Genomic DNA, 26,226 nt, shown 5'->3' with positions numbered 1-26,226 from the left:
TCTAGCGCCCGGCGGCTTCCGCGAAGTGCCGGGCGAGGCGCTGGAGCAGCTCGGTGTTCTCCGCCTCGGCGGCCTTGAGCTTGGGGAGCTGGGACTTCAACTCCCGGAGGTCCTTGCCGCGCTGCTGCAGGTCCTCCGCCTCCAGGTCGTACCAGCGCCCCAGCTCCGAGGCGGTCAGCTCCAGGTGGAACTGGAAGCCGTAGGACGTGCCGAACCGGAAGGCCTGCTGCGAGTAGCGGTCCGTGGAGGCCAGCAGCGTGGCGCCGGGCACGGGCTTGAAGGTGTCTCCGTGCCAGTGCGCCACCACCGTCTTGGGGCGCACGCCGGCAATCACCGGGTCCTTCAGCCCGTCCTGCGTCCAGCGGACGGGGGCGGCGCCCACCTCGAAGCCATTCTTGCCGGCGAAGACCTCGGCCCCCGCGGCGGACGCGAGAAGCTGAGCGCCCAGGCAGATGCCCAGGCACGGCCGCTCGTTGGCGAGCCGTTCGGTGAGGAGCGCCAGCTCGTCATGGAGGAAGGGGTGCTGGTCCGCCTCGTACACGCCCATGGGGCCGCCCATCACCACCACGAGGTCCGCGTCCACGTCCTCGCGGCGCACGGCGCGGAACCGCGTCACGAGCGTGAAGCCCACCTCCTCCAGCACCGAGCCCAGCAGGCCGACTCCCTCATGCTCCTCGTGCTGGAACACCACCGCGCGCATCGTCGTGACCTCCGTCGGGGAATCGCGCGCGAGCCTAGCGGGATTCCGCGCGGAAGTGCGTCGCGGTCTCCGGTATGTGTCGCTCGCATGGTCGGCGGGATTCCGCGCGGAAGTGCGTCGCGGTCTCCGGTATGTGCTGCTCGCATGGTCGGCGGGACTCCGCGCGGAAGTGCGTCGCGGTCTCCGGTACGTGCCGCTCGCATGGTCGGCGGGATTCCGCGCGGAAGCGCGTCGCGGTCTCCGGTATATGTCGCTCGCATGGTCGCGGAGGACCACGGGGGTCTCGGCGCAGGGGGCGCACTTGCGCCGGGCTGCGAATGCCGGCCGAGGCGGAGGTCCAGGGGAGCCGCGGCGCAAGGGGCACACTTGCACCGGGCTGTGAATGCCGGACAAGAAGGACTCGCGCCCTCATGTACTCGCGCGAGGGGATGCACGGAGCCCGCCGGGTGTGGAGGCCGCAGGTGACGCTCTTCGCGGAGCCGCAACCCCGCGTCTGCAACCTGCGCGGCGTCCTCTTCGCCACCGGCCCTGGGACGGGCGCGAGGCTCATGGACGTACTGGCTGGCAGGATGCCCTCTTCAACCTGCCCATCCTCGGCACGGCGGGGGCGCTGGTGCTGGTAATCCAGGCCGCCGCGCGGCTGACGCGGGAAGAGCGCCTCCACCGGAGTGTCCTGGTGGAGCGCAACCTGCTCGTCGGCGTCACGCTCGACATGCTCGTGGGCACCCTCGACACGTTCCTCTAGGTGCGCGCCCCGTGCGGGGGGCACTGCACTCGTTGACGCCGCAGGGACGGTTCCCGCCGCGAGGCCACCTGTCATGCCGGGCGGGGATTCCTCCGCCCCCGAGGGAGGCGTGCCGGCGCCCCGGGGTCCGGAGTCTTCCGCCCGCGCCAGCGCGCGCCAGAGGGCCTCCGCGGAGGTGCGCACCTCGGCTTCGCCCACCTCGGAGCCCTGCTGGACCGAGCGCGCCAGTTCCAGCAGCGCGCCCCATACCAACCCCTCGCCCACCCGGACACAGCCCGGCACCAGCACTCCCTCCTTCTCGCCCGTTTCCAGCACTTGACGCACCAGTGCCCGGGTGGCTCCTCCATTCGACTCTGGAATGAGAGCGCCCGGAATCCGGGGCCAGGGCGTGGGTGGCGAGTCGGGACCATGGACCTGCGCATGCCAGTGCAGGAAGGTGAAGCCGAAGAGGTCCGGCTCGTGCAGCGCCCACATGGCCAGTTCCCACCAGAAGGCGCGGAAGGCATCGAAGTAGTCCACGCCCGGCCGCTCATGTTTCATGAAGAACTCGACGTCGGCCCGGTAGCTGAGCTGCTTCTCGGTGTAGTCGCGCACCGCCAGGGCCAGGCCCTGCTTGCTGCCATAGCGGCGGTACAAGGTGCCCACCGACATGCGCATGGCCCCGGCCAGCTCGCAGGCCTGCACGTTGTCGTACCCCCGCCGCGCCAGAAGTGCCGCCGCGTCGCGCATGGAGCCAGCGTGCATCATTTCCAGAAACCACATGTCCCGTCCCCCTACCCGCCCCCGGGCGGCTGCCGGCTGGAACGAACGTTCCTTCCGCGTGAACCTGTCTACCGGGTGGGTCTGACATTGGGGCGGTTCGAGGCGATGCCCCGGGTCCTGCGCACCGCAAGCGCATCCGTCCCAGGGGCGAGAGCAAGGTCCTTACGCGCTGGCTCGGGTTCAGCGAACTGAGGCCTCGCGGTGCTACGAGCCCGGGTGGCACGGTGCAGGAGCAGCGGGCGCAAGCGTGGCGTGTGCAATCCACGGCCACTCTTCGCGGACCGCGCCGGCGCGGTTCCATGCACAGACACGGGAGAGGAGCCTCACTGCTCCACCGGCACCGGCAGCGGTTGTGGAATCGCTGCCCATGGGTGGGGCCGGGCCTGGGTTCACTGCTCCACCGGCATGGGCAGCAGGTGTGGAACCGCTGCCCATGGGTGGGGTCGGGCACGGGGTTACTGCTCCACTGGCACCGGCAGCGGTTGTGGAACCGCTGCCCATGGGTGGGGCCGGGCCCGGGGGTACTGCTCCACCGTCACGGGGCTGCGGCTTCGGAAGCGCTACCCGTGAGTGGGGCCCCGGGGGCACTGCTCCACCGGCACGGGCAGCGGTTGCGGAAGCGCTACCCGTGGGTGGAGGCCGAACCCGGGTTCACTGCTCCACCGTCACGTGTAGCGACTTCGGAAGCACTGCCCGTGGGTGGGGCCGAACTCGGGGCACTGGCCCGCCGGCCCATGCAGCGGCTTCGGAAGCGCTGCCCGTGAGAGGTGCGCTCTCGGGTTCACTGTTCCGCCGGCACGGGGCAGCGGTTGCGGAAGCTCTCGCTCATCGCGACGGCCACGAGCAGCTCTGGCAGCCGGTGTCCTCCCTGTGCGAAGCGCTGATCCACGCTGCGCACCACCGGCCAGTCGGCGTCCGTCAGCTCGCGGCCGAGCCCGTAGGCCAGGGCCTTGCGGCTCATGCACTCCGCGAACGCGGGGTCTCCCTTGAGGATACCAGCGAGCTGCCTGGGCCCCTGGAAGGCGGCGCCCTGGAAGTTGCCCGCGGCATCTACCGGTGAGCCGTTGTCCACCTCGCGCCAGGCCCCGGCCGCGTCGTAGTTCTCCAGCCCGAAGCCAATGGGGTCCATCAGGTTGTGGCACCCCGCGCACGAGGGATTCGCGCGGTGCGCCTCGGTAATCTCCCGCAGCGTGGCCCCGGGAGGCAGCGTCGTGGGCAGGGCCTCCACGCCCGGAGGCGGCGGTGGCGGCTCCATGCACAACAGCCGCCCCAGCACCCACTTGCCCCGGCGCACCGGCGAGGTCCGTGTGGAGAGCGACGACTGCGCCAGCAGCCCCGCCTGTGCGAGCAATCCTCCACGCCGCCCGTTGGTGACGGCCACCCGCGAGGCCGACGCCGAGCCCGGCCGGGGCAGCCCGTAGTAGTCCGCGAGCCGGTCATTCACGAAGGTGAAGTCCGCGTCCAGCAGGTCCAGCGCGCTGCGGTCCTCGCGGAGGAAGGTGCGGAAGAAGCTCTCGCCCTCCTCGCGCATCGCCTGCTTCAGCGCGGTGTTCACGTTGGGGAAGAGGGCCGGGTCCGGGCTGATGCCGTCCACCTGCCGCAGCCCCAGCCACTGTCCCGCGAAGTTCCGCACCAGCGCCTCGGAGCGCTCGTCCTTCAGCATGCGCCGCACCTGCGCCTCCAGCACCGCCGGGTCCTTCAGCCGGTCCTCGTCCGCCAGCGCCGTCAGCTCCGCGTCCGGCTGGCTGCTCCAGAGGAAGTACGACAGGCGCGAGGCCAGCTCGCGGCTCGTCAGCTCGCGCCTGCCGGAGTCCGGTGCCGGTGTCTCCACCACCTGGAAGAGGAAGTGCGGCGACAGCAGCACGCCCCGGAGCGCGAACTTCACCGCCAGCTCGAAGCCGTCTCCCGAGGTGCGCACGAGCGAGTACACACCCATCAACTCCGTCACCTCGGCTTCTGTCGCGGGGCGACGCCACGCGCGCCGCGCGAGCCTCTCCACCATCTGCCGCGCGCACGGCTGCTCTCCCACCTGGGCCGGCTCACACACGCGCAGGGCCCGCTCGGCGGTGCCACCCGTCGGTGCCGGCGCCGTCACCTCCAGCCAGTCCACCAGCAGGTTGCGGTCCGTGGACGTGTTCGGGTCATACGTGTCGTTGGTGAAGCGCACGGCGAAGCGCTTCTGTCCGGACGCCGTCACCTTCACCTGCCGCGTGTAGAGCGTGGGCGTGGTGGCGGGCACGTCGAGCGACGCCACCACCGTGCCGTCCAGCAGCCACTCCATCTTCACCGGGTCCGGCGGCGCCTGCGTGCCCCACGCGCGCACGGAGAGCTGGTAGTCACCGGCCCTCGCGAAGTTGAAGGTGGCCGTCAGGTCGCCGTTGGACCAGAGGTTCCACGCGGTGCCATTCGCCTCGGCCGCGCCCGTGGTGGCGCTGGCGGACTCCGCTTCGATGCGCACCGCGGCGCCCGAGGTGCTCGCGGCCACGTCGCGCGCCCACGCCTGGTCGATGAGGCGGCCCGCGGTGGCCTCGTACGCCTCCACCAGCGCGGGCGACACGCTGAGCATGCCCGCCTCGTTGTCGAAGCCCGTGCCGGTGGGGTCCGCCGGGAAGGTGGACGCGGGCCGGCCCGTCTCGCCGAGCAAGTCCCGCACGGTGTTGTCGTACTCGGCGCGGTTGAGCCGGCGCAGGGCATGGGCCCCGTCCGAGCAGCTCAGCGCGGAAGGCTCCTCCGTCGGGGGCCCGGCGGGCTTGTCGCCCGAGCAGGAGACGAGCAGCAGCGGCAGTCCGAACAGAATCGTGGATGAGCGCATGATTCCCCTCCCCTCACGCCAGTCCGGACAGCGGCCCCTGCGCGAGCGGACCGAACCCGCCGCGCGGAATGCCGAAGGCCTGGAGGATGGACAGCAGGACGTCACCACACCGCTTGCCCTGCGCGCGCATGTGCCGCCCGGTGCGGAAGGCGCCGCCCGCGCGGCCCGCGAGGATGACGGGCATGTCGTAGTGGTTGTGCCAGTCGCTGTTGGAGATGTCGCTCGAGTAGTAGACGGCCACGTTGTCGAGCAGCGTGCCGTCCCCCTCGCGCACCGCCTTCAGCCGCTGCACGAGGCGCGCGAGCCTCGCCACCTGCCACCTGTCTATCTCCACCTTGGCGGCCTTCTTCACCGGGTCATTGCCGTGGTGTGACGCGTCTCCGTGGTGCGAGAAGGTCCGGCCATTCACGGTGAAGCTCATCGGGCTCACGCACATGCCGAGCATCAGCGTGGCCACGCGCGTGGCGTCGCACTCGAAGGCCTTCACGATGAGGTCGCACATCAGGTCCGCGTACGCGGTGCGGTCCATGGGGACGCCCACCGGCTGCGCCCCCGGGCTGCACGCGGGCGCTGGGTTGCCCTGCTCCGCCTTCTGGATGGACTGCTCAATCGCGCGGATGCCGGACAGGTACTCGTCCAGCCGGAGCTGGTCTGCCTGGCCGAGCTTCCCCTGCAGCGACTTCGCCTGCGACGTCACGCGGTCCAACACGCTGCGGCGGTACGTCCAGATGCGCCGCTCGGCCTCCGTGGGCCCCGGCGACGACAGCGAGCCGAACAGCCGGGTGAAGAGCACGCGCGGGTTGTAGACGTTGGGCAGGCGCTGGCCCCGGGCGAAGGAGACCATGCACTGCTCACCGCCGCTGCAATGGTCCTGCGTGTCGTCGTAGGACGACGTCTTCGGGTCGATGTACCCGTCACCATTCGCGTCCTGGTAGCCCGGGTTGTAGTAGCCGTTGTTCTCCACGCTCAGCGTGAGCGACGGCACGCGCACCTGCGAGGCGGTAGCCCCGGCAATCACCTGGTCGATGGAGTCGGTGGCGCCCGCGGTGATGTGCTCGCTGGCGGTGAGCATCATCCAGAAGCCGCCCTCGTGCGTCTTCTCGAAGTAGTCCCACGCGCCGAGCCGCAGCCCGCTCAGCACCAGCACGTCGCCCTTCACCGTCTCCAGCGGAGAGAGGCTCGCGGGCAGCGCGTAGCCCGAGCCCTCCGTGGTGGGGAACCACTGGTCCGGGATGACGCCCGCGGAGTGGAACATGCCCACGAAGCGCAGCGGGGGGCTGCCACCGGCGGCCTGCGCTCGCGCCACCGACGGCGCCATGGCCTCCAGCCACGGGAGTGCGAGCACCGCGCCCGCGGCGCCTCTCAGCACGCTCCGGCGGGAGAGCTCCCAGGATTTCGTTTTCGACACGCATTGCCTCGGGGGTGTGAGCCGACGACGCAGTGAGCAATGCGGGTGCCACGTCCGGAAAACCCCAGGAGTCCCGGAGAGTTGCAGCCTCTGTGGATTATCGGGTGTGGGTGGGTGGGGCCGACCCCACAGTCGGGTGTGGGGTGTCGACCCCGGCCGGGGAAGCGTGTGGCGCCTCAGGGCCTACACGGCCTCACGCCGTCTGCCAGAAGAGGGAGAACGCGTCCGGCGCATGGCGCGCGGAGCAGGCGAAGACGTAGGCGCGGCCGGCGCCTCCGAGGTTGAGGTCCTCTTCGAACTCGGCGAACTGGAGCACCAGCTCCCGCGGGGCTCCGCAGGAGCACGGGCCCGGCGTGGCCTCGTCCTGCACCCAGTCCGCGAAGCCGCCCACCTGGATGTCGAGCCAGCCGGACATGGCGGCGTACAGGCTGTACTGCTCGGGCGTTGCGACACCGGCGGGCATCCGCACCGAGGGGCGCGACTCCCAGGTCTCCACCACGTGCGACTTCGCGAGCCGCGGGCCCGTGGGCTCCACGGTGACACCGAGCGGGCCGGCGGGCCGCACCTGCACGAAGCAGCGCTCCGCGCCCAGGTCCACGTCGAGACAGGGACAGATGGCGTCCACCGTCGCAGACGGGTCCACGCGCTGGCAGAGGAACACGTAGAGGAGGCCCTCCTGCGGATAGCGCAGCGGCCGCTCGGGCCCCACCGCGAGCTGCATGACGAAGGTGAGCTGCTGGCCACAGTGCCGGCAGCGCGGCCACTCCACGGGGGCGAGGAAGGCGGGCGGGCCGCCCAGCCGCTCCAGCGTGTCGACGTGCGCGGGCGAGGCCGCCACCATCGGCACCCACGCGTGGGCCACGCCGTCCTCGCCGAAGGCCCGACGGAGGCTCGCCTCGGTCAGCGCCTCCACGGGCACGGGGGGGACGGTGCCGACGACGGGACGGGCCTCCTCACGAGGCGGGCTCCGGAACCGCTCCACCACGAAGACGGCCACCGGGATGAGCAGGCCCAGCAACAGGTAGGGCATGGCCCGCTCGAGCGGGAGCAGCGTGACGAGCGCGGTGGAGGCCGCCGTCCACACGGCGAGGGCAATGAGCGTGACCCGGAGGTTCTTCACTGCCTGCATCGTGCCATGCCCCTCTGAAACGCCCCCCGGGATTTCGCGGGCTGCCCGTCAGGGCATATCGGAGTGCCCGTGGGCCCAGCGCCCTCCTTCCGCGAGCCCGGACCGCGGCTCCCCCGCGGAGGGCTCCCGGACCGCGGAGGGCGGACGGGGCAGCGCGACCGTCCGCCTGGCTCGACGATGCGCGGAAGCACGAGCCCGCGCCCTCAACCGCCGAGCTTCTTTGCGCCCTTCTCGACGATGCGCAGCAGCCCCTCCTGCGCCACCGAGGCCACCAGCCGCCCGTCGCGGGTGAAGATGCTTCCGCGAGACAGGCCGCGCGCGTTGCCGGCCCAGGGGCTGTCCATGGAGTACAGCAGCCAGTCATTCACCTTCAGGTCCCCATGGAACCACAGGGCGTGGTCCAGGCTGGCCCCCTGGATGTGCGGCTGGAAGAAGCTCGTGGCGTGCGGCAGCAGCGCGGTGCTGATGAGGTTGAAGTCGGACGCGTAGGCCATCACGTACCGGTGCACCTGCGGATCCTCCGGCAGGTCGCCGTCCGCGCGGAACCAGACGTGTTTGATGGGCTCGCGCGTGTCGGGGTGGAACGGGTCCACGTACGCCACCGGGCGGATTTCAATCGGCTTGTCGCAGAGGAACTTCTCGCGCAGCCGCTCGGGGATGAGGTGGGCCTGGCGGCGCAGCAGCTCCAGGTCCGTGGGCAGCTCCTCGGGCCCGGGCACCTGGGGCATGGCGGCCTGGTGCGAGAAGCCCGGCTCATCTCCGTGGAAGGACGCCATCAGCGTGAAGATGGGCTGACCCTTCTGGATGGCGACGATGCGGCGGGTGGTGAAGCTGCCGCCGTCGCGCACGCGGTCCACCGTGTAGACGACGGGCAGGCCCGCGTCTCCGGCGCGCAGGAAGTAGCCGTGCAGCGAGTGGACGTGGCGCTCCGGCGTCACCGTCTGGCTGGCCGCCGACAGCGCCTGCCCCAGCACCTGGCCGCCGAAGAGGTTGCGGAAGCCCAAATCCTGGCTCCGGCCGCGGAAGAGGTTCTCCTCGATGGGCTCCAGCTTGAGGAGCTCCAACAACTCATCCAGCACTCGACTCATGGCCTTCCCTCCTAATCGAAGCCGGGTGCCGCTGTCTCGCGCGGCGGTGCCAGCCGTCCGTCAGGAATCGGACCGGCGCCCGGGGCGCCGATGCCTCGGGCCAGCCCTGAATCCCCTATCGTCACGACAGGGCTGACGTGAGCCCCGTCACAGCGGAATGCCGCGCGGTCTCCGATGTTCCCTTCCCGCGGCCACCGTCCCGGCCCTCCTCAAGCGAGCCCACCTCATGCTCCGTCCCCCGCTCCTGCCCGTGCTTGCCCTCCTCGCCACACCGGCCGCTGCAACGGCGCCCCGTGTCGCGCGGACCGATAAGGCCGCTCCGGTGGCTGCACCGGCTCCGACCGCCAGGGCCACCCCGGCCTCCGCCACCGCCCTCTCCCCCGAGGCGGAGCGCTGGTGGGGCCACGTCCGCTTCCTCGCCAGTGACGCCATGCAGGGGCGGGACACCGGCAGCGAGGAGTACCGCAAGGCCGCCGCGTACGTCTCCGAGCAGCTCGCCGCGCTCGGGGTGAAGCCCGCGGCCGGCGACTCGTACCTCCAGGAGATGGAGCTGGTGTCGCGCCGGCTGGTGGAGGAGCGCTCGCGGCTGGCCCTCGTGCGCAACGGCAAGGAGACGCCGCTCGTCCTGGGCACGGACGCCATCATCTCCTCGCGCGCGGGCGAGACGGGCACCGTGGATGCCCCGCTGGTGTTCGTGGGCTACGGCCTGTCCGTCCCCGACGCGGGCCACGACGACTTCGCGGGCCTGGACCTCAAGGGCAAGGTCGCCGTCCTGCTCCACGGCGGCCCGTCCCGCATCGCCGGCCCGCTGCGCGCCCACCATGCCTCCAGCGTCGAGCGCACGAAGGCGCTGAAGAAGGCCGGCGCGGTGGGCGTCATCTCCCTCCAGAACCCCAAGCACCTGGAGGTGCCCTGGTCTCGCGTCGCCGGAGCCCGCAAGAAGCCGGCGATGCAGTTCGCGGACCCGTCCCTCAACGAGGACCAGGGGATGAAGATTGCCGTCACCTTCAACGCCGAGCGCACCGAGCAGCTCTTCGCCGGCAGCCCGCACCGCTTCAAGGAAATCCTCGCGCTCGCGGACGCGGACCAGCCGCTGCCCCGGTTCGAGCTGCCCACGCGCCTCAAGGCCCGCGCCGAGTTCGTCAACGCGCCGGTGAAGTCCGCCAACGTGGTGGGCGTGCTCCCCGGGAGCGACGCGGCGCTGGCCAAGGAGTACGTCGTCCTCTCCGCGCACCTGGACCACGTGGGCGTGGGCGAGCCCGTGAAGGGCGACCGCATCTACAACGGCGCCATGGACAACGCGACGGGCGTGGCCGCGGTGCTGGAGGTGGCGCGGGCGCTCCAGGCCGCGAAGCCGAAGCGCTCGGTGCTGTTCGCCCTGGTGACGGGCGAGGAGAAGGGACTGCTCGGCTCGAAGTACCTCGCCGCCCGGCCGCCCGTGCCCACCGAGAGCATGGTGGCCAACTTCAACCTGGACATGTTCCTGCCCCTCTTCCCGCTGAAGCAGCTGATGGGCCTGGGCCAGGAGGAGTCCACGCTCGGCACGGCGCTGAAGCAGGTGGCCGCGGAGCACGAGGTGAAGCTCGTCGGGGACGCCGACCCCAACCAGATGCGCTTCATCCGCAGCGACCAGTACTCCTTCATCCTCAAGGGCGTGCCCGCGCTCGCCTTCAAGTTCGGCTTCGACAAGGGCTCGCCGGAGGAGAAGGTCTTCAAGATCTGGTACACGAACCGCTACCACGCGCCGTCGGACGACCTGTCCCAGCCCATGGACAAGGAGGGCGCGGCCGAGTTCGTCCGCCTGCTCGCGGGGCTGACTCGTACCGTGGCGGACGCTCCCGAGCGCCCCCACTGGAATGCGAACAGCTTCTTCCGCCGCTTCGACACCACCGGCAACCGCGGGGGTACACCCCGAATGCCGTAGGTCCAATTCACCCCCTCAATCACTGACGCAACGAGCCATCCACTCATTTCGGGGGGTGGCTTGAAGCGGGTCGCCTGATTTTGCAACGATCCTGCGTTCAACGCAGGACACTGCAGGGGGGCGAATGCAGGCGAACGTTTTCACTGGGGTCCTGATGCCCGTGGCCCTGGGCATCATCATGCTGGGCCTCGGGTTGTCGCTCACCCTCGAGGATTTCAAGCGCGTCATCGTCTATCCGCGCGCGGTGATCGTCGGGCTGGTGTGCCAGATGTTGCTGTTGCCCGTCGTGTGCGCGCTGGTGGCCCACGCGTTCAACCTTCCGCCTGAATTGGCGGTGGGGTTGATGCTGCTGTCCGCCTCTCCGGGCGGGGCGACGGCGAACCTCTTCAGCCACCTGGCGCGAGGCGACGTCGCGCTCAACATCACGCTGACGGCGGTGAACAGCGCGCTCACGCTCTTCACCCTGCCCCTCATCATCAACCTGTCGATGACGCACTTCCTGGGCGAGGGGCGCGCGGTGCCCATGCAGTTCGCCAAGGTCATCCAGGTCTTCATCATCGTCCTGGGACCGGTGGGCCTGGGGATGTTCATCCGCTCGCGCCGGGCGGCGCTGGCGCAGAAGCTGGACCGGCCCATCCGCCTGATGTCCGTCCTGTTCCTCCTCGCCGTCATCGGTGGCGCCGTGTACCAGGAGCGGGAGAACGCCCTCGGCTACTTCCAGCAGGTGGGCCCCGCCGCGCTCGCCTTCAACGTGGCCAGCATGACGGTGGGCTACTTCGTGCCGCTGCTGCTCCGGCTGCCGCGCAAGCAGGCGGTGGCCATCGGCATGGAGATTGGCATCCACAACGGGATGCTCGCGATGGCGATTGCCCTCAGTCCCACGCTGCTCGCCAATCCCACCATGGCCATCCCCCCGGCCATCTACAGCCTCGTCATGTACTTCACCGCCGCCGCCTTCGGCTTCTTCGTGAGCCGGGGCCACACCGACGAGAAAGAGTTCCCCCAAGTGTCCCCCACCCCCAACTCCCATCCGGAGAAGGTGTCGTAATGAAGATGCTGCGTACCCCCATGTCGATGCTCACGCTGTCCCTGTGTCTCGGTCTCGCCGCCCCGGCCGTTGCACAGGAGAGCGCCGCAACCTCGGAGACCCCGCAGTCGTCCACGCCGGAAATCCCGCAGACACCCGCGCCCACGGCCGACACCGCCCCGGCCGGCCCGCCCCAGGCGCCGAACCTCCGGCTCTACTTCGCCAACGCCAACTTCCTGCGCGCCAACCCCATTGGCATCGAGTCGCAGAATCGCATCATCCTCCAGAAGCGGCTGTCCGACAGCGACTCGCCGCTGTTCCGTGACACGTTCATCAACGGCGGGCTGGCCGTGAAGCTCAACCCGGCCGCCACGCGAATCGGAGCGGAAGTGGCGCTCCAGCCCCTCGCCCTGTTCAACGTGAAGGCCACCGCCGAGTACGCGCGCTACTTCGGCCTGTTCGGCTTCCTCCAGTCCTATCCGAACCCGCTGGCGGACTTCTCGGATGACTCGCGCAGCACGACCGAGGACAGCGCGTACAGCACCAACGGCATGCACTTCATGCTGGAGCCGACGCTGCAGGGCAAGGTGGGCAACTTCGTGGTGCGCAGCAAGGCGTCCATCGAGTACTGGAACGTGGACCTGCGGGAGGGCTCGGGCGCGTCCTTCTACGACGCGTTCCTCGACACGCTCGTCCCGGGCAAGGGCTGGGTCTTCACCAACGACTCCGACCTGATGATGCTGGCGTCCCCGCAGCTCACCCTCGGCGCCAGGTTCAGCGCCGTGTGGCCGCGCTATGACGACGCGGGCACGGGCGCTCCGCAGCCGGACAACAGCCACATGCGCATCGGCCCCATGGCCGCCTATGCCTTCCACACGCGCGAGGGCTCGTCGTTCAACCGGCCCACGCTCTTCGTCAACGTCGCGTGGTACCTCAAGCACCCGAACCGCGAGGGCGCGATGCCGTACATCGCCACCGGCTTCGCCTTCACCTCCGACCTGCTCGGCGGAAGATAGCGTCCTGCCGTGCAGGTGTTCCCGTGGCCCGTCCCCATTCCGGGGACGGGCCGCGGGCTTCGGGCCTCGAGGGCCGTGCCGTCAGGGCTTCGCGTCCTCGTCGTGGCCGTCGTCGTCGCCGTGGTCGTGGTCATCGTGCGGGCCATGCGCGTGGCCGTGCTCGAGCTCCTCCGCCGTCGCGGCGCGCACGTCGCGCACGGTGACGTCGAAGTGGAGCGTCTTGCCGGCGAGCGGGTGGTTGAAGTCCACCAGCACCTTGTCGCCCTTCACTTCCTTGATGAAGAAGTCCACCTCGTCACCGTCCGGGTCGGTGGCGCTGAGCACGCCGCCGGCCACCAGCTCCAGGCCGTCGGGGAACTCGGTGCGGGGGACCTCCTCGAGGCCGTCCGGGTCATAGTCGCCGTAGCCCTCGTCCGGGGTGACGGTGACCTGGAGGGTGTCGCCCTTCGTCTTGCCCTCCAGCGCCTTCTCCAGGCCGGGGACGATTTCCTCGTGCCCTTGCAGGTAGACGAGCGGCTCGCCGGGCTCGCTCTCGTCCACCGCCTTCCCGTCACCGAGGTGGAGCCGGAAATCGATGGAGACGACGCTGTCCTTGGTAATTTTCATGGGGCCCTCATAGCGCACGGCGATGGCACATGCCTCAATGATGTGCCTGTCTGACAATGGAGCGAGCGTCCCTTCCCCGGCTTCTGTTCGATTCCGGCGAAGGAGGAATGCCGGACAGCCGCGCCGGTATGGGCGCGGGGAGTCAGCCTGGACAGAAGTCGCCCGTCCGGAGGGCACGCGCGGCGCCCTCCCGGTGCCGTCTGCTCCGAGGGTGCCATGCGCTTCCGTCCCTTCCTGAAGATGCCCGCTTCCCGAGAGGTGAAGGAGCGCGCCGGCCCGGGGGGAACCTGGGTCGCGCTGGAGAAGCTCCATGGTGCGCAGCTCGTGATGGGAGTCCGCGCGGGAGCGGTCCGCTTCGGCAAGCGGAAGGCCTGGCTGGCAGACGATGAGCCGTTCTTCGGCTGGCAGCTCCTGCGCGCGGAGCTGACCGACAGCGCCTTGCAGGTCGCCCGCACCGTGGGTGGCGAGGGGCGCGACGTGTACCTGTACGGGGAGCTCTTCGGGGGCCGGTACCCGCACCCGGACGTGCCCGCGGTGCCCGGGATGTCGCCCGTGCAGACCGGCATCTGGTATGCGCCGGACCTGCGGTGGGCGGTGTTCGACGTGCTCGTGGCTGGCTCGGAAGAGGACGAAGGCGTACTGCTGGCCCATCACGAGGTGGAGGCGCTGGCCCGCGCGGCGCGGCTCATGACACCGCCGGTGGTGCGACGCGGGCCGCGCTCCGAGATGGGCACCGTCCCCACCCGAGCCACGACGCGAGTCCCCGCCCTGCTCGGCCTTCCGCCGCTCGCCGGCAACGTGGCCGAGGGCCTGGTCATCAAGGCGGACGCGCGCGCGGCGCCGGGCGAGCGCATGGCCTGGAAGCGGAAGATCGAGGAGTTCGACGAGGCGCGCTTCGACGAGAGCGCCGCCTGGGACGCGGGGCAGCGGCTGTCGCCGGAGCAGCTGCGGGCCTGGGCGGAGCGGCTCGTCAACCCCGCGCGCATCGCGAGCGCGGTGTCCAAGTGCGGCCGGGAGTCGCGGGCAGCGGTGCTCGACGAGGTGGTGCTGGACGTGCGGGTGGACCTGGAGCTGGCCTTCCCCACCGCCTACCGCGCGCTCACCTCCGACGAGGAGGAGCGGCTGGACGCCAGCCTCCGGGAGCGCGCCGCGCAGGAGGTGGACGCGGCGCTGCGGTAGGCGTCCTTACCGGCCCCGGTGCTCCGCTCACGCGTCGGAGCGATGGGGCCGCGCGGAGAGGTCCAAGGGATAGGCCTGGGCCTGGCGGGCCAGCCGTCCCTCGAGGCGCGCGACGCGGCGCTGGTGGTCCTCGGGAAGCTCGGCCGCGGCGGCGAGTCTCGCGTGTTGCAAGGCTCGCGGCAGGTCCTTGAGGGCGTGCTCGTAGAGCTTCGTCAGCTCCAGGTGGAGGGTGGCCGCCTGGAAGCCCCGGGCGGCGTGGAGCGCCTGGTGCAGGTGCGTGGCCGCGGCGGCCGGGTCGCCCGCCTTGCGGGACAGCCGGGAGGCCAGGGCCAGGGCCTCGACGCCAACCGAGCCCTTGTCCCCCGCGGCCGCCGCCCGGGCGAAGGCCTGCGCCCGCGCATAGTCGCGCGCGCGCAGGGCCACGCCCGCGAAGCCCAGCAGGTCTCGCGGGTCCTCGCTCGCGGGCACCGAGGCCCCCGCGCCGCCCGCGCGGAAGCGCCGCACCAGCTCTCCGAGGAGCGCGGCCAGCAGCAGCAGGTCGTTGACGTTGTGCTCCAGCACGGGCGTCAGCGCCGAGCCGTCCCCTCCCCGCAGGAAGCGGAAGTACAGGTCGGGGATGAGCGCGCCGTCCACGTCGCCGACGCGGCGGTGCCCGAGGACGGTCTCCTCCATGTGCACCAGCCGCGCGCCGGAGCCCCGGTGCTTGAAGACGCGGCGGGCGCAGTGCAGCAGGTCCAGGTGGGGCAGGTCGGCGGGCGTGGGCACGCGGTTGAGCACGAAGCGGGTGCGCAGCAGCGGCCAGTCGAAGCTCTTGCCGTTGAACGTCACCAGGCAGGACGACCGGGCCATGCGCTCGGAGAGGACGCGGAGCATGGGGGACTCCTCCCCGAGCCTCCGCAGGAAGAGCTGGTGCACGCGCAGCGAGCGGCCCTCGAACCAGGCGAGGCCCACGAGGAAGGGCACGGTGCCCGTGCCGCCCGCGAGGCCCGTCGTCTCCGTGTCCAGGAAGAGCATCCGCTGGAAGTCCACGCCCGCGAGCTCCGCCTGCAGCGCGAGGCTGGCGACCAGCTCGCCCTCCACGTCCAGGGCTCCCGCGAGGGGGGCGCTGCCGTGGTGATGCTCGGGGGGCAGGAGGCGCTCGGAGACATGCACGGTGCCGAACGTCGTCGAGCGAGACTCCACGGGCAGCGGGCCGGGCGGCGGCGGTGCGGGCGCCTGGGCCCGGCGCGCGGAGGAGGTCTCCTGCCGCTGAGACCAGTCCGCGAGCATCTGGCGCAGAGAGGCGATGCGCGGGTCCTGCGGACGCGAGGGCCCGGCGCCGGCGGACGCCTCAGGGGCGGTGCTTCGCGTGCCGTCACTCGTGCGCGGGGCCGAGCCCGCGCCGCCGACGCCGCCCGCGTTCCAGCGGGGCACACTCGAAGTCGAGGCCGGGTCGGGCGCGGGGCTCGCGGAATGAACGTTCCTTCCACCGCTGCCGCCCGCCGGAGGGGGGCCCCCTTCGGGCAGGCCGTCCCCGGCTCGGGCAGCGAGGGAGGCCGGGCGCACGTCGGGGCTCGCCTCGACCGGAGCGCCGGAAGAAACCGGCCCCCTCTCCTGGCGCGGCTCCACCGGAGCCGACGGCGCGGCTGGCGCCTGTCCCTCGGGGACGACGTTGGCGGAGGGCTTCGCCGGAGCCCTGCCCCCGGGGCCCACGCCATTCAACCGAGCCAGCTTGCTCTTGAGGTCCATGGGCCGGCCCTCCGACTACTGCATCCCCGCGACGCCGAGCGCCGACAGGACTTCGAGTCCCAGCCGCTTGCGGGAGAACGGCTCCACCGGAGCATTCCCGGGCGTCGCCCCCGCCGCGGGGCCGATGCATGCGGGACAGCCCTCCTCGCACGGACACGACTCCAGCAGCCTGCGTGCGCGCAGCAGCAGCTCGTCACGCTGGTCATAGAGGCGCGCGGCCAGCCCCACGCCACCGGGGATGTTGTCGTAGAGGAAGATGGTCGGGTCGAAGCCCACGCCGCCGTCCTTGCGCGGAGGCCCTTCCGCGTCGTCGCGGCTGCCGAGCGTCTTGCCCACGTCCCTCGGGTCGATCATCAACCCCACGCACGCCACCGTACGCAGCGCCGTGGCCACCCCGCGCAGCGCGTCGATGACGGTGGGCCTGGGCGCGCGCATGGAGCGCACCACGGACTCCGGCACCGTCAGCCAGAGCGACGTGGTGTGCATCTGCATCTCCGGCAGCGCCACGTCGCCGTAACCCACGTTCTCGTGCGTGTGGTACTTGATCTTCTTGTAGCCCACCACCTTCTCGATGACGCTGACCTCGCCCATGCCCGCATGGAGGTCCGGCCCCATCGGCGCGGACTGGTCCTCCTGGATGACGTGCACGCGCACGTACGTCATCGCATCGGTGAAGTAGTCCGGCGCCACCTTGCGCACGAAGGCCTTGTGGTTCTCGTAGTCGAACTGCTCGACCTGGTACTGCTCGCCCTCGTGCTGGTAGATGGCCTGCTCGTGCAGCATCGTGTGCGCCGAGCGGAAGTCCATCTCCGCCAGCGTCCGGTCCGTGCCGCGCTCGATGATGACGACGTTGTCCCAGCCCACGCTCCGCAGGGACACGTGGTTGGCCGGGTACGCATCCGTGGACCAGTGGAACACGCGCTTGCCCGCCTCGCCCACGGTGGGGTGCACCACCTCGTGCTGCGCGAGGAACCCGAGCGCCTCCGCCGTCGACTCAGGCGGAACGTCGCCGAAGGGCTCGCCCTCCTCGAAGGGCAGCTCGAACGAGGCGCACTTGAGGTGCTGGACGAGAATCTCCACGTTGTCCGGGTCGATGCGCGCGTGCTCCACCGGAGCGCCGATGAGGAAGCGCGGGTCCGACGCCATGTACTGGTCCAGCGGCGCGCTCGACGTCACCAGGAGCGCCAGGCTTCCCGCCCCGCGCCGCCCTGCCCGGCCGAAGCGCTGCATCAGCGCGGCCACCGAGCCCGGGTAGCCCGCGCACACCACCGCGTCCAGCGAGCCGATGTCGATGCCCAACTCCAGCGCGTTGGTGGCCACCACGCAGCGGACCTCGCCCGCGCGCAGCGCCGCTTCCGTGGCGCGGCGCGTGCCCGGCAGGTAGCCGCCCCGGTAGCCCTGGATGAGCGACGGGTCCAGCTTCTCCTCGACGAAGCGGTCCCGGAGGTACTTGAGCATCACCTCGATGTTGTTGCGCGACTGGCCGAACAGCAGCGTGGACACGCCCGCGCGCACCAGGTCCGCCGTCAGGCGCACCGCCGTCTTGATGTAGCTGGCGCGGATGCCCAGTTCCGCGTTCACCACGGGCGGGTTGAACACCATGACGCGGCGCTCGCCAGACGGGGCGCCGCTCTCGGACACCAGCGCCACGTCGCGCCCGAGCATCCTCCGCGCATGCGCCTGGGGGTTGCCGATGGTGGCCGACGCGGCGATGAACACCGGGTCCGCGCCGTGGAAGCGCGCCACGCGCTGCAGGCGGCGCAGCACGTTGGCGAGGTGCGAGCCGAAGACGCCGCGGTACGTGTGCAGCTCGTCGATGACGACGTAGCGCAGGTTGGAGAACAGGCGCGCCCAGCTCGCGTGGTGCGGGAGGATGCCGGTGTGCAGCATGTCCGGGTTGGTGAGCAGCACGCCGCTGCGCTCCCGAGCGGCCCGGCGCGCGTCCGCCGGAGTATCCCCGTCGAACGTAATCGCGCCGTGGGACAGGCCCGCCTCGCGCATCAGCGCGCGGAGGGCCTCCTCCTGGTCTCTCGACAGGGCCTTGGTGGGGAACAGGTAGAGGGCGCGCGCCTGCGGCTCGCGGGCGAAGCGGTCCAGCAGCGGCAGGTTGTAGCAGAGGCTCTTGCCGGAGGCGGTGGGCGTGGCGATGACCAGGCTCTGCCCCGCGCGGGCCAGGCGGTAGGCCTCCGCCTGGTGGGAGAAGAGCTGCTCGATTCCGCGCTGGCGCAGGGCCTCGCGGACCTGGGGGGCGACGTCCTCGGGCACGGGCGCGAAGGTGCCGGCGCGGGCGGGCGTGGCCTCGTCGAGCACGAAGGAGGGCCAGAGCTGCCGGTCCGAGCGCCATCCCTGGAGGACGGCGTCCAGCCCGCGAGGCGCATTCCAGGGAGTGCGCCGGGGCCCGCCGAAGGCGTCGGTTTCCTTCTCAGGCTTCATGGGTCGGGCACTGTACAGGCGTACACCGAGGCCGACAACGCGCTTGCAGCGTGCCCGGCCGCTCTCGGCTAGGGTGCCGCGCCCGTGGCCCTCGCCATCTTCCTGTTCACCTATGTCTTCATCGCCGGCGCGCGCCTTCCGTTCCTGAAGCTGGACCGGCCCGGCGGCGCGCTGCTGGGCGCCGTGCTCATGGTGGTGCTCGGCGTCGTCACGCCCGCCGAGGTCTTCAACCACAGCGAGAATCCCGCCCGGCATGCCATCGACGGGGACACCATCGTCCTGTTGCTGGGGATGATGCTGCTGGCGGCCTACCTGTCGCAGGCGGCCTTCTTCCGCACCGCGGGGGCGTGGGCCGTGCGCAGGGCGCACACGCCCCGGCTGCTGCTGGTGGCCGTGACGTTCATCTCCGCGGTGCTGTCCGCGTTCCTCGTCAACGACACCGTGTGCCTGATGCTCACGCCGCTGGTGCTCGCCACGGTGGAGGACGCGAAGCTGCCGCCCGTGCCCTACCTGCTCGCCGTGTGCATGGGCAGCAACAGCGGCTCGGTGGCGACCTTCACGGGCAACCCGCAGAACATGCTCATCCAGGGCGCCTCCGGCCTGTCCTACGCCAGCTTCGCCGCGTACATGGCCCTGCCCGCCCTGCTCTCCACCGCCATCGTCACCGGCGCGCTGGTCTACCTCTTCCGGTATGACCTGCCCTCGAAGCGCTTCGACCCGCAGCCGCCTCCGCCTCCGGTGGACCGGGGGCTGCTGGCGCTCACCCTCGTCGTGCTCTTCGGGGTGGTGGCGGCCTTCTTCGCCGGCCTGCCCATGAGCTGGAGCGCCCTGGCCGGCGCCGCCCTGGTCATGGCCCTGTCCCGCCGCGAGCCGCGCGAGGCGCTGGAGCGCGTGGACTGGGTGCTGCTGCTCTTCTTCGCCAGCCTCTTCGTCGTCGTCTACGGCGTGAACAAGCACGGCTGGGCCGAGGAGATTCGCGGGCTCTTCGCCCCCCTCATGGCCGGCCCGCCCTGGCGCGAGACGCTCGGCTTCGCGGGGCTGACGCTCGTGGCGTCCAACCTCTTCAGCAACGTGCCCTTCGTGATGCTCGCGCGCACGTGGGTGCCCACGCTGCAGAACGTGGAGCTGGGCTGGCACGTGCTGGCGCTGGGCTCCACGCTCGCGGGCAACCTCACCCTCATCGGCAGCGTGGCCAACCTCATCGTCTTCGAGGCCGCGCGCGGGAAGGTGAACATGACCTTCCTCGGCTACCTGCGAATCGGGCTGCCCGTCACCCTCGTCAGCTTCGTCGTGGGGCTGGCGGTGCTCTTGGCGGAGCACGCGCTGTTCTGAAGCGTGCCTATTCCGGGTCCGGGTCCGGCAGCTCGCCCGCGGGCAGTTCCTTCTCGGGCGGCTTCGGCGGCTCGGCCGAGCGCTTGCCCGCGGCGCCGGGGACGGTGTCCGGCGCGGACGAGCCGGGCGGGTCCGCCACCGGCGGGCCGCCGCGCCTGTCCCTGGGCGTGAGGTCCTTCACGAAGACGCTGGCCACCTCGTCCAGCATCGTCGTCAGCGCCTGGCGGAACAGGTCCGGATTCTTTCCCACCTTGAATGGGTCCAGGTGCGCGTCGCCCGCGGCCACCTGGTCCACCTCGAACGGGCGGCGCCACACCTCCGAGCGCCCGTCCAGGGTGAACATGCGCCCGTAGCCGCGCACGTAGGCGCCCGCGCGGCCGCCCTTGCTGCGCATGCCGTACTCCTGGACGACGAACTCGACGATGGTGTCCGCGCCCAGCGGCGTCACCAGGTCATAGTCCGGCGCGTTGGCGGGCACCTCCTCCACGAGGAAGCTCTCCAGCACCGACGCCACGCGCGCCGGGTCCACCACGCGCGTCCACGGGTACTCGCGGGGGAGCTGCGTCAGCGTGTTGACGCGCAGGCGCTCGGAAATCTCGAAGCGCGTCACGGCCTGCTGAAGCTTCACCGTCAGCCGCCGGTCGGCCTCCACCGGTTCCAGCTTCTTGAGCTTGTCGCCGTACGCCGAGTCGTCGCGGAACACGACGCTCTTGGGCCCCGCACCGTCCTCGATGCGGGAGATGAAGGCGGGCCGCCGGACGCGGTCCAGGTCCGCGCCGGCCAGCCGCTGCGACGCGCAGCCGGCGGTGAGCGCCAGCACGAGGAAGGAAAGGACGCTTCGTGTCATTCACCCACGGTTGTATCCCAATTTGCGCCTTCATGCTCCTACCCGGCCGTACCCCTTCCCTGTTGGGCACCCTGTAACCGTCCGCTGGTATGCTCCCCGGCCGTGAGTTCCTCGCCTACCCCACCCCCTGTTTCCTTCCCTGGCCGCAAGCGCCGGCTCGGGGAAATCCTGATGGACGCCGGCCTGCTCACGGAGACGCAATTGCGCTCCGCGCTCGCCGAGCAACGCAAGTGGGGCGGCCGGCTGGGCCTCACCCTGGTGCAGATGGGCTTCGTGGACGAGAGCTCCATGGTCCACGCGCTGTCCCGGCAGCTCGCCATTCCCACGGTGGACCTGGAGACCTTCACCCCGTCGCCGGTGGCCCTGCAGGCGCTGCGGGTGGACATCGCCGAGCGGTACACCGTCTTCCCCACCGCCGCGGACCCGGCCAACAAGCTGCTCACCGTGGCCACCGCGGACCCCACCAACGTGGAGTCACTCCAGGAGCTGGCCTTCCACACCGGCCAGCGCATCCAGGTCGTCGTGGCGGCCGCGTCGTCCATCGAGCGCGCCATCCGCCGCAACTACCACCATGAAGTCACGTCCCCCACGGCGACGCCGCTGACGTTCGGCATGGACGAGCCCACCTTCGAGCTGGCCCCGCCCTCCGAGTCGGAGACCGCCCAGGCGATGTCGCGCGTGTCGGCGCACCCCAGCCCCCGGGAGAGCGAGCTGCTCCAGCGGGTGGAGGAGCTGTCCCAGCAGGTGTCCACCCTGGAGCGCATGGTGGCCCAGCAGGCCCGCTCGCTGCGGGCGATGCTGGAGCTGCTGGAGACGCGGGGGCTGGTGACTCGCGACGACTACCTGGCGAAGGTGCGCTGAGCGCGCGCCTCACACCAGGATGAGCTCCTCGTCGACCTCTTCCGGTGCCTGGCCGGTGGAGGAGACCTCGCCCAGCACGCGCCGGGTGCGCGACAGGCGCTCGTCGCTCAGCTCGGAGACGAGCACGAGAATCTGCGGGTGGCTGGAGATGAGCGCGTCGAAGTCCGCGCGCGGCAGCCGCAGCAGCGTGGTGTGACGCGCGGCCGTCACCGTCGCGGTGGCGGGCGTCTTCTGCAGGAGGGAGATTTCTCCGAAGAGGTCGCCCTCCTTCAGCCGCGTGAGCAGGTGGCCGTCCTTGCTCACGTCCACCTCGCCGGACAGCACCACGTAGAGGCCGTCCGTCTGGTCGCCGTCGCGGATGATGGCCTCGCCGCGCTCGACGTCGCGGGCGCGGAAGCGCTCCACCAGCGTGCGCCGGTCCTTCCGGTTGAAGGGCCGGAACAGCGCGGAGGTGTTCATCACGTTGGTCAGCAGCCGCTGCCGGCAGAACTTCTTCAGCGCCTGCGCCACCAGCGGATAGCTGCGCGACAGCTCGGCGAGGACGGGCGCGGAGATCTCCAGGAGCTGGGTGTCCTCGGACGCGCTCTCGACGGAGGCGGTGCGCGCCGCGCCGGACAGGAGCGCCATCTCACCGAAGCAGGCTCCGCCCTCCAGCGTGGCGAGGTCCTGCCGCTGGCCGTCCTCCATCCGGAAGACGCGCACGGAGCCCTCGCAGATGACGTAGAAGGCGTCGCCGTGCGTGCCCTGCTCGATGATGCGCTCGCCCGGGCCGAAGCGGCGCAGCGGGCAGCGCTCGAAGAGCTCGATGAAGGCGTCGCGGGGGAGGTCCGAGAACAGCGGCACGGTGGGGAGGTCGCTCAGCGAGCGTCCGTCGGCACCGACCTCCTCGGTGAGGCTGTAGACCTCTTCCTCGTCCGGACTCGAGGGCATGGCCATGGCGGCGCGCTGGCTCAGCCCGGCCTGCGCGGCGAGCTCCACCGCGTGCAGAAGCGAGTCGCCCTCCAGTTCCAGCTCCGTGAAGGACGAGGGCGCCGCTGCCCGGAGCGACACGCCGAGCTCCGGCGACAGCTCGCGGAGCGGGAGCGCGGTGGCACCGGCGGGTGCCTGCGGCTCGGCACGGCGCGGACGCAGGCCCGGAGGCGCGGAGGAGGCGCTCGTGGGAGCGGGCTCCGAGGGGCTCACTGCGGGCGATGCTGAGTTCGGGTCGCCGATGGGCGACGAGAGCGCCTTCCACTTCCCGCTAGGCGTCCGCGCGGCCGGCGCCGACTCCACGGGAGTATTGCTCGGAGGCGGCGGTGACTGGAGCGCGGCCGGAGGGGCCACACGCTGCGAGGCGCGCGGCGCGAGTCCCGGGGGCAGCGAAGTTGCCGCGGGACGGGCCGAGGCTGTCGTCGGCCCCAGCGCACTCGTCGCGGTCGGGGCACCGTCCTGCGGACGAGCAACCACCGGCGCCGGAGCGGGTGCGCCTGCCACGGCATGGGCCATTTCCTGCCCGTGAACCGCGACCGTCGTCGAGGCAGGCACGCTCGTCGCGGTCGGGACGTCGCCCTTCGCATCGACAACGGCCGCTACGGGAACAGCCACGCTCGTCGGGGCGCCGCCCTTCGCATCGACAACGACCGCAGCGGACGCAGGCGCGCGTGTCGCCGTCGAAGCACCGCCCTTCGCATCGACAACGACCGCCGCGGGCGCAGCCACGCTCATCTCAGTCGGGGCCCCCTCCGCGGTAGACAACGGCTCCGCGGACGCCTCGGCGTGCCCGGCCTCCTCCACCACCTCGCCCACCAGGATCGGCTCGTCGTCAACCTCCCCTTCGGGACGCGCCTCCACGGCGTCATCCGAGAGCCCCACGCTCACGGAGTGGAGGACCACCTCCTCCGAGCCGGACTGCGCCCCCGACTCCGGAGACGCCTCCACGGAGAGCGTCAGCTCCGCGGGCAGCTCGGAGGACAGGTCCACCGGCGCACCCGCCGCCTCCAGGCCGTTGCTCTCGACGTCCACGTCCAGGTCGATGTCCGCCACCGCCGCCAGGACCTCGGCGGGCAGCCGGGACGTCGAGACGGGCGCGGACATCGGAGTCGGCGCCGTGGAGAGCGCGCTGCCCATGGGGCCACGGGCCCTGGCCCCGGCCGGCGTCCCCCTGCGCGCGTACAGGTCCGCGAGCATCTGCTGCACGCCGCGATGCGCCGGGTCCAGTTCGAGGATCAGCTTGCTCGCGGCGATGGCGCGCGGAAGGAAGCCCTCCTTGGCGAAGCCCTCGGCGGCGGACTGGTACGCGGAGATGGCGCGGTCTTTCTGGCCGGCCTTGGCCCAGGCGTCCCCCGTGCGCAGGCGCGACTGGTGGTCCTTCGGGTCGGCCCGGCAGTACTCCTCGTACAGCTCCGCGGCTTTGGAGAAGCGGCCCTTGGTGAAGGCTTCGGTGGCCTTGTCCTTGAGCTTGCGCAGCTCCATCAACGCGCCCCCCCGGCAGCGGTGCCGTCCTTCGTCAGCGCCGCGCCCGCGGACTCGCGGACGGAGCGGAAGTAGTCCCCCTTGAGCGCGGCCAGCGACTCGGCCTGCGCGGGAGTGCCAATCTTCTTCAACGCCGATGCCGCGGCGGCGCGAATCTCCGGCAGGTCGTGGAACAGGTCCCTCGCCACCACCTCGGCCGCCTGCGTGTCACCGATGGCCCCCAGCGCCAGCAGCACGTCCCGCCGCGCCACGCTGTTCGGCTCGTCCAGCGCCTTGATGAGCGTGGGCACCGCGTCCTTCGCCTGCATCCGTCCGAGCAACTCCGCCGCGAGCGCCGCCTCCGGGCCGCCCTCGCGCACCACCGTCTGAAGGGCCGCCGACGCCGAGGCCGCCGGCACGCCCGGGCCCCGCGTGAGCGCGTCCAGCACCAGCAGCTTCTCGCTGCCCATCTTCGGCAGCAGCTCCATCAGCGCCGCCTGGCCGGCCTCGCCCGACTCCGCGAGCGCCTGGGCCAGCGCCTTCTGCAGATCTCTCTCGGGCTCGAGCAGCCCCGCCTTCGCCACCTCCACGCCCTCGGGCCCCAGCCGCGCCAGCCCGACCAGCGAGGCCACACGCAGGGGCGTGCTCGCGTCCTGGCTGTAGCCCTTGAGCAGCTCCAGGGCCCCCGGGGCCTTCAGCGTGCCCAGCGCGCGCAGCACCGTGGCCAGCGGCGCCAGGCGCTCCGGCTCCACGTCGTCGTACAGCTCGGTGGGCACGCGGTGCTGCACCTGCACCTGCCCCGCTTCCTTCGCGCGGGCCGCGTTGAGCGCCTTCACGCGCTCGAAGAGCGTCGCGTGCTTGGCGGCCTTGTCCGCGTCGGCCGCGCCGTGGCCATGGCCATGCGGCTCGGAGGGCGAGGTGGCCGGGTCGAAGCCCTCGCCGTAGCGCTCCGGCAGCGGCTGCGCCACCCAGTCGGCGCGCATCGCCTCCAGCCCCTTCACCTCCTGCTCGTACAGCTTCTGCAGCACGGGGACGGCGGACGTGTCCCCCACCGCCGCCACGGCCTCCACCGCGAGGTTGCGCAGCGAGGTGTCCGGCTGGTTGAGCCACGGCGTCACCTTGCCCAGCAGCGGCAGCGCCGCGGGCCCCAGTCCGATGACGGCCTGCAGCCCGCTGGCCGCGGTGGCCGGACGGGCCAGCCGCTCGCCGATGGGGTCCACCGGGCAGCCGCCGCGAGCGCGCATGCTCCTGCCGGCGTCCAGCGCCTCGGCGGGGGCGCCGTCGAGGACGATGGCGCACAGGGCGGCGTTCGTCTCCGGAGTGCGCGGGAAGGCGAGGATGGCGTCGAGCGCCAGCGGGCTCACCGCGCTCTTCTCCACCGCCACCGCCTGGAGCCGCTGCGCGACGGCCGGGTCCTGCAGCTTCATCAGCGCGGTGATGGCGGACTCGCGCAGCTCGGGGAAGCTCTCGTCCAGCAGCAGGGCGATGGGCCCCACCGCCTGCCTGTCCCCGGCGTCGCCCAGGCCCCGCACGGCGGCGGCGGCGAGGATGACCTGGCTGTCGCGCACGAGCGGGAGCAGCCGGCTCACCGCCTCCGGACGCCCGCTCTTGCCCAGCTCCTCCGCTGCGCCCACGCGCTCGGGGAGCACGCCCTCGGTGACGGCGAGGAGGTTGCGGTCCCACTGGGCCTTGGCCTCGGCGGAGACGACCTCCGCCATGGCGTCGGGGACATTGGCGCTCTTGAGGGCCTGGACGATGACCTGGCGCGTGGCGCGGCCGCGACGGCCGTACTGGAGCGTGAGGTACGCCTTGGCCTTGTCGTTCTTGACCTTGGAGAGCGCCATGGCGGCGCGCCCCTGGACGTCCTCGTCCGGGTCCTCGAGCAGCTCGCCGAGCAGGTCCACCACGCGGGGGTCCTGGCTCTCACCGAGCGCCACGGCGGCCTCGGCCCGGACGATGGCGGCCAGGTCCTTGGCCGCCCGGGTGAACAGGACGAGGTCGTCCGCGTTGCCCTGTCCGGCCAGCTTCTTCACGGCGAGGGCACGGACCTCCGGGCGGGGACTCTGGAGGTCGGCGAGCAGCTGGTCCCGGCTGCCGTTGCAGCCGAGGACCAGTGCCAGGACGAGGATGAAGGGGCGCGCGCCGGTTCGCATCGGTCTCCGCTGCGGGAAACGGTGGAAGATTCGGCGCCCGTTATAC

18 protein-coding genes are annotated in these 26,226 nt (G+C 71.5%); 6 read left to right on the top strand and 12 right to left on the bottom strand.

The genetic code is table 11. The features are described 5' to 3' along the window. Position 1: 1 nt before the first annotated feature. From ACX9TP_RS23825 to tesB, 6 genes are all read right to left on the bottom strand, one after another. The gene (locus tag ACX9TP_RS23825) at positions 2-700 is read right to left on the bottom strand and encodes a type 1 glutamine amidotransferase (protein WP_482982023.1); all 699 of its coding nucleotides are present in this window, start codon (positions 698-700) and stop codon (positions 2-4) included. Positions 701-734: 34 nt separating this feature from the next. Continuing rightward, positions 735-2,207: a TetR/AcrR family transcriptional regulator gene (locus ACX9TP_RS23820; RefSeq protein WP_482982022.1), complete on the bottom strand. Its 1,473-nt coding sequence runs from the start codon at positions 2,205-2,207 to the stop codon at positions 735-737. A 781-nt stretch (positions 2,208-2,988) separates the two neighbouring features. After that, a complete protein-coding gene (locus tag ACX9TP_RS23815) occupies positions 2,989-5,019 on the bottom strand; it encodes a DUF1592 domain-containing protein (RefSeq protein WP_482982021.1) in 2,031 nt (676 codons plus the stop codon). 13 nt (positions 5,020-5,032) lie between these two features. Further along, entirely contained in the window at positions 5,033-6,427 is a 1,395-nt protein-coding gene (locus tag ACX9TP_RS23810; protein WP_482982020.1) for a DUF1552 domain-containing protein, read from the bottom strand. A 193-nt stretch (positions 6,428-6,620) separates the two neighbouring features. Beyond that, positions 6,621-7,547, bottom strand: a complete 927-nt coding sequence (locus ACX9TP_RS23805) for a hypothetical protein (protein ID WP_482982019.1) — start codon at positions 7,545-7,547, stop codon at positions 6,621-6,623. 212 nt (positions 7,548-7,759) lie between these two features. Further along, entirely contained in the window at positions 7,760-8,644 is an 885-nt protein-coding gene (gene tesB / locus ACX9TP_RS23800) for an acyl-CoA thioesterase II (protein WP_482982018.1), read from the bottom strand. Between the two features lie 322 nt (positions 8,645-8,966). Between tesB and ACX9TP_RS23795 the strand changes: the two genes are divergently transcribed. From ACX9TP_RS23795 to ACX9TP_RS23785, 3 genes are all read left to right on the top strand, one after another. Beyond that, on the top strand, positions 8,967-10,568 hold the full coding sequence (locus ACX9TP_RS23795) for a M28 family metallopeptidase (RefSeq protein WP_482982017.1): 1,602 nt from the start codon (positions 8,967-8,969) through the stop codon (positions 10,566-10,568). 154 nt (positions 10,569-10,722) lie between these two features. Continuing rightward, on the top strand, positions 10,723-11,616 hold the full coding sequence (locus tag ACX9TP_RS23790; protein WP_482982016.1) for a bile acid:sodium symporter family protein: 894 nt from the start codon (positions 10,723-10,725) through the stop codon (positions 11,614-11,616). After that, positions 11,616-12,611 (top strand): hypothetical protein, encoded by a 996-nt coding sequence (locus tag ACX9TP_RS23785; protein ID WP_482982015.1) that lies wholly within the window; start codon positions 11,616-11,618, stop codon positions 12,609-12,611. The genes ACX9TP_RS23790 and ACX9TP_RS23785 overlap by 1 nt, the downstream gene beginning before the upstream one ends. A gap of 81 nt (positions 12,612-12,692) precedes the next feature. On the opposite strand, the gene ACX9TP_RS23780 is transcribed toward ACX9TP_RS23785, so the two are convergent. Continuing rightward, positions 12,693-13,217, bottom strand: coding sequence for an FKBP-type peptidyl-prolyl cis-trans isomerase (locus ACX9TP_RS23780; protein WP_482982014.1), 525 nt, complete (start codon positions 13,215-13,217; stop codon positions 12,693-12,695). 216 nt (positions 13,218-13,433) lie between these two features. Between ACX9TP_RS23780 and ACX9TP_RS23775 the strand changes: the two genes are divergently transcribed. Continuing rightward, positions 13,434-14,396 (top strand): RNA ligase family protein, encoded by a 963-nt coding sequence (locus ACX9TP_RS23775; RefSeq protein WP_482982013.1) that lies wholly within the window; start codon positions 13,434-13,436, stop codon positions 14,394-14,396. 27 nt (positions 14,397-14,423) lie between these two features. Here ACX9TP_RS23775 and ACX9TP_RS23770 read toward each other — a convergent pair whose 3' ends face one another. Next, positions 14,424-16,124 (bottom strand): ribonuclease H-like domain-containing protein, encoded by a 1,701-nt coding sequence (locus ACX9TP_RS23770; protein WP_482982012.1) that lies wholly within the window; start codon positions 16,122-16,124, stop codon positions 14,424-14,426. A gap of 15 nt (positions 16,125-16,139) precedes the next feature. Further along, positions 16,140-18,557 (bottom strand): DEAD/DEAH box helicase, encoded by a 2,418-nt coding sequence (locus tag ACX9TP_RS23765; RefSeq protein ID WP_482982011.1) that lies wholly within the window; start codon positions 18,555-18,557, stop codon positions 16,140-16,142. 84 nt (positions 18,558-18,641) lie between these two features. Here ACX9TP_RS23765 and ACX9TP_RS23760 point away from each other — a divergent pair, with 84 nt between their 5' ends. Next, positions 18,642-19,889, top strand: coding sequence for an ArsB/NhaD family transporter (locus tag ACX9TP_RS23760; protein ID WP_482982010.1), 1,248 nt, complete (start codon positions 18,642-18,644; stop codon positions 19,887-19,889). Positions 19,890-19,896: 7 nt separating this feature from the next. On the opposite strand, the gene ACX9TP_RS23755 is transcribed toward ACX9TP_RS23760, so the two are convergent. Further along, entirely contained in the window at positions 19,897-20,736 is an 840-nt protein-coding gene (locus tag ACX9TP_RS23755; protein WP_482982009.1) for a hypothetical protein, read from the bottom strand. Positions 20,737-20,907: 171 nt separating this feature from the next. On the opposite strand from ACX9TP_RS23755, the gene ACX9TP_RS23750 reads away from it, so the two are divergent. Further along, positions 20,908-21,597, top strand: coding sequence for a GspE/PulE/PilB domain-containing protein (locus tag ACX9TP_RS23750; protein WP_482982008.1), 690 nt, complete (start codon positions 20,908-20,910; stop codon positions 21,595-21,597). A gap of 9 nt (positions 21,598-21,606) precedes the next feature. On the opposite strand, the gene ACX9TP_RS23745 is transcribed toward ACX9TP_RS23750, so the two are convergent. Further along, on the bottom strand, positions 21,607-24,048 hold the full coding sequence (locus tag ACX9TP_RS23745; RefSeq protein WP_482982007.1) for a cyclic nucleotide-binding domain-containing protein: 2,442 nt from the start codon (positions 24,046-24,048) through the stop codon (positions 21,607-21,609). Continuing rightward, positions 24,048-26,180, bottom strand: a complete 2,133-nt coding sequence (locus ACX9TP_RS23740; RefSeq protein ID WP_482982006.1) for a HEAT repeat domain-containing protein — start codon at positions 26,178-26,180, stop codon at positions 24,048-24,050. Before ACX9TP_RS23740 ends, ACX9TP_RS23745 begins: the two co-directional genes overlap by 1 nt. Positions 26,181-26,226: the final 46 nt, after the last annotated feature.

Source organism: Pyxidicoccus sp. M15, from assembly GCF_056858435.1.
This window is presented reverse-complemented; position numbering and strand designations above follow the sequence as displayed.

What these genes read in the sequence shown, in the direction of transcription:
- ACX9TP_RS23825 (WP_482982023.1), bottom strand. Translation starts at nt 700, where the DNA reads ATGCGCGCGGTGGTGTTCCAGCACGAGGAGCATGAGGGAGTCGGCCTG.
- ACX9TP_RS23820 (WP_482982022.1), bottom strand. Translation starts at nt 2,207, where the DNA reads ATGTGGTTTCTGGAAATGATGCACGCTGGCTCCATGCGCGACGCGGCG.
- ACX9TP_RS23815 (WP_482982021.1), bottom strand. Translation starts at nt 5,019, where the DNA reads ATGCGCTCATCCACGATTCTGTTCGGACTGCCGCTGCTGCTCGTCTCC.
- tesB (WP_482982018.1), bottom strand. Translation starts at nt 8,644, where the DNA reads ATGAGTCGAGTGCTGGATGAGTTGTTGGAGCTCCTCAAGCTGGAGCCC.
- ACX9TP_RS23790 (WP_482982016.1), top strand. Translation starts at nt 10,723, where the DNA reads ATGCCCGTGGCCCTGGGCATCATCATGCTGGGCCTCGGGTTGTCGCTC.
- ACX9TP_RS23785 (WP_482982015.1), top strand. Translation starts at nt 11,616, where the DNA reads ATGAAGATGCTGCGTACCCCCATGTCGATGCTCACGCTGTCCCTGTGT.
- ACX9TP_RS23780 (WP_482982014.1), bottom strand. Translation starts at nt 13,217, where the DNA reads ATGAAAATTACCAAGGACAGCGTCGTCTCCATCGATTTCCGGCTCCAC.
- ACX9TP_RS23775 (WP_482982013.1), top strand. Translation starts at nt 13,434, where the DNA reads ATGCGCTTCCGTCCCTTCCTGAAGATGCCCGCTTCCCGAGAGGTGAAG.
- ACX9TP_RS23770 (WP_482982012.1), bottom strand. Translation starts at nt 16,124, where the DNA reads ATGGACCTCAAGAGCAAGCTGGCTCGGTTGAATGGCGTGGGCCCCGGG.
- ACX9TP_RS23765 (WP_482982011.1), bottom strand. Translation starts at nt 18,557, where the DNA reads ATGAAGCCTGAGAAGGAAACCGACGCCTTCGGCGGGCCCCGGCGCACT.
- ACX9TP_RS23755 (WP_482982009.1), bottom strand. Translation starts at nt 20,736, where the DNA reads ATGACACGAAGCGTCCTTTCCTTCCTCGTGCTGGCGCTCACCGCCGGC.
- ACX9TP_RS23750 (WP_482982008.1), top strand. Translation starts at nt 20,908, where the DNA reads ATGGACGCCGGCCTGCTCACGGAGACGCAATTGCGCTCCGCGCTCGCC.
- ACX9TP_RS23745 (WP_482982007.1), bottom strand. Translation starts at nt 24,048, where the DNA reads ATGGAGCTGCGCAAGCTCAAGGACAAGGCCACCGAAGCCTTCACCAAG.
- ACX9TP_RS23740 (WP_482982006.1), bottom strand. Translation starts at nt 26,180, where the DNA reads ATGCGAACCGGCGCGCGCCCCTTCATCCTCGTCCTGGCACTGGTCCTC.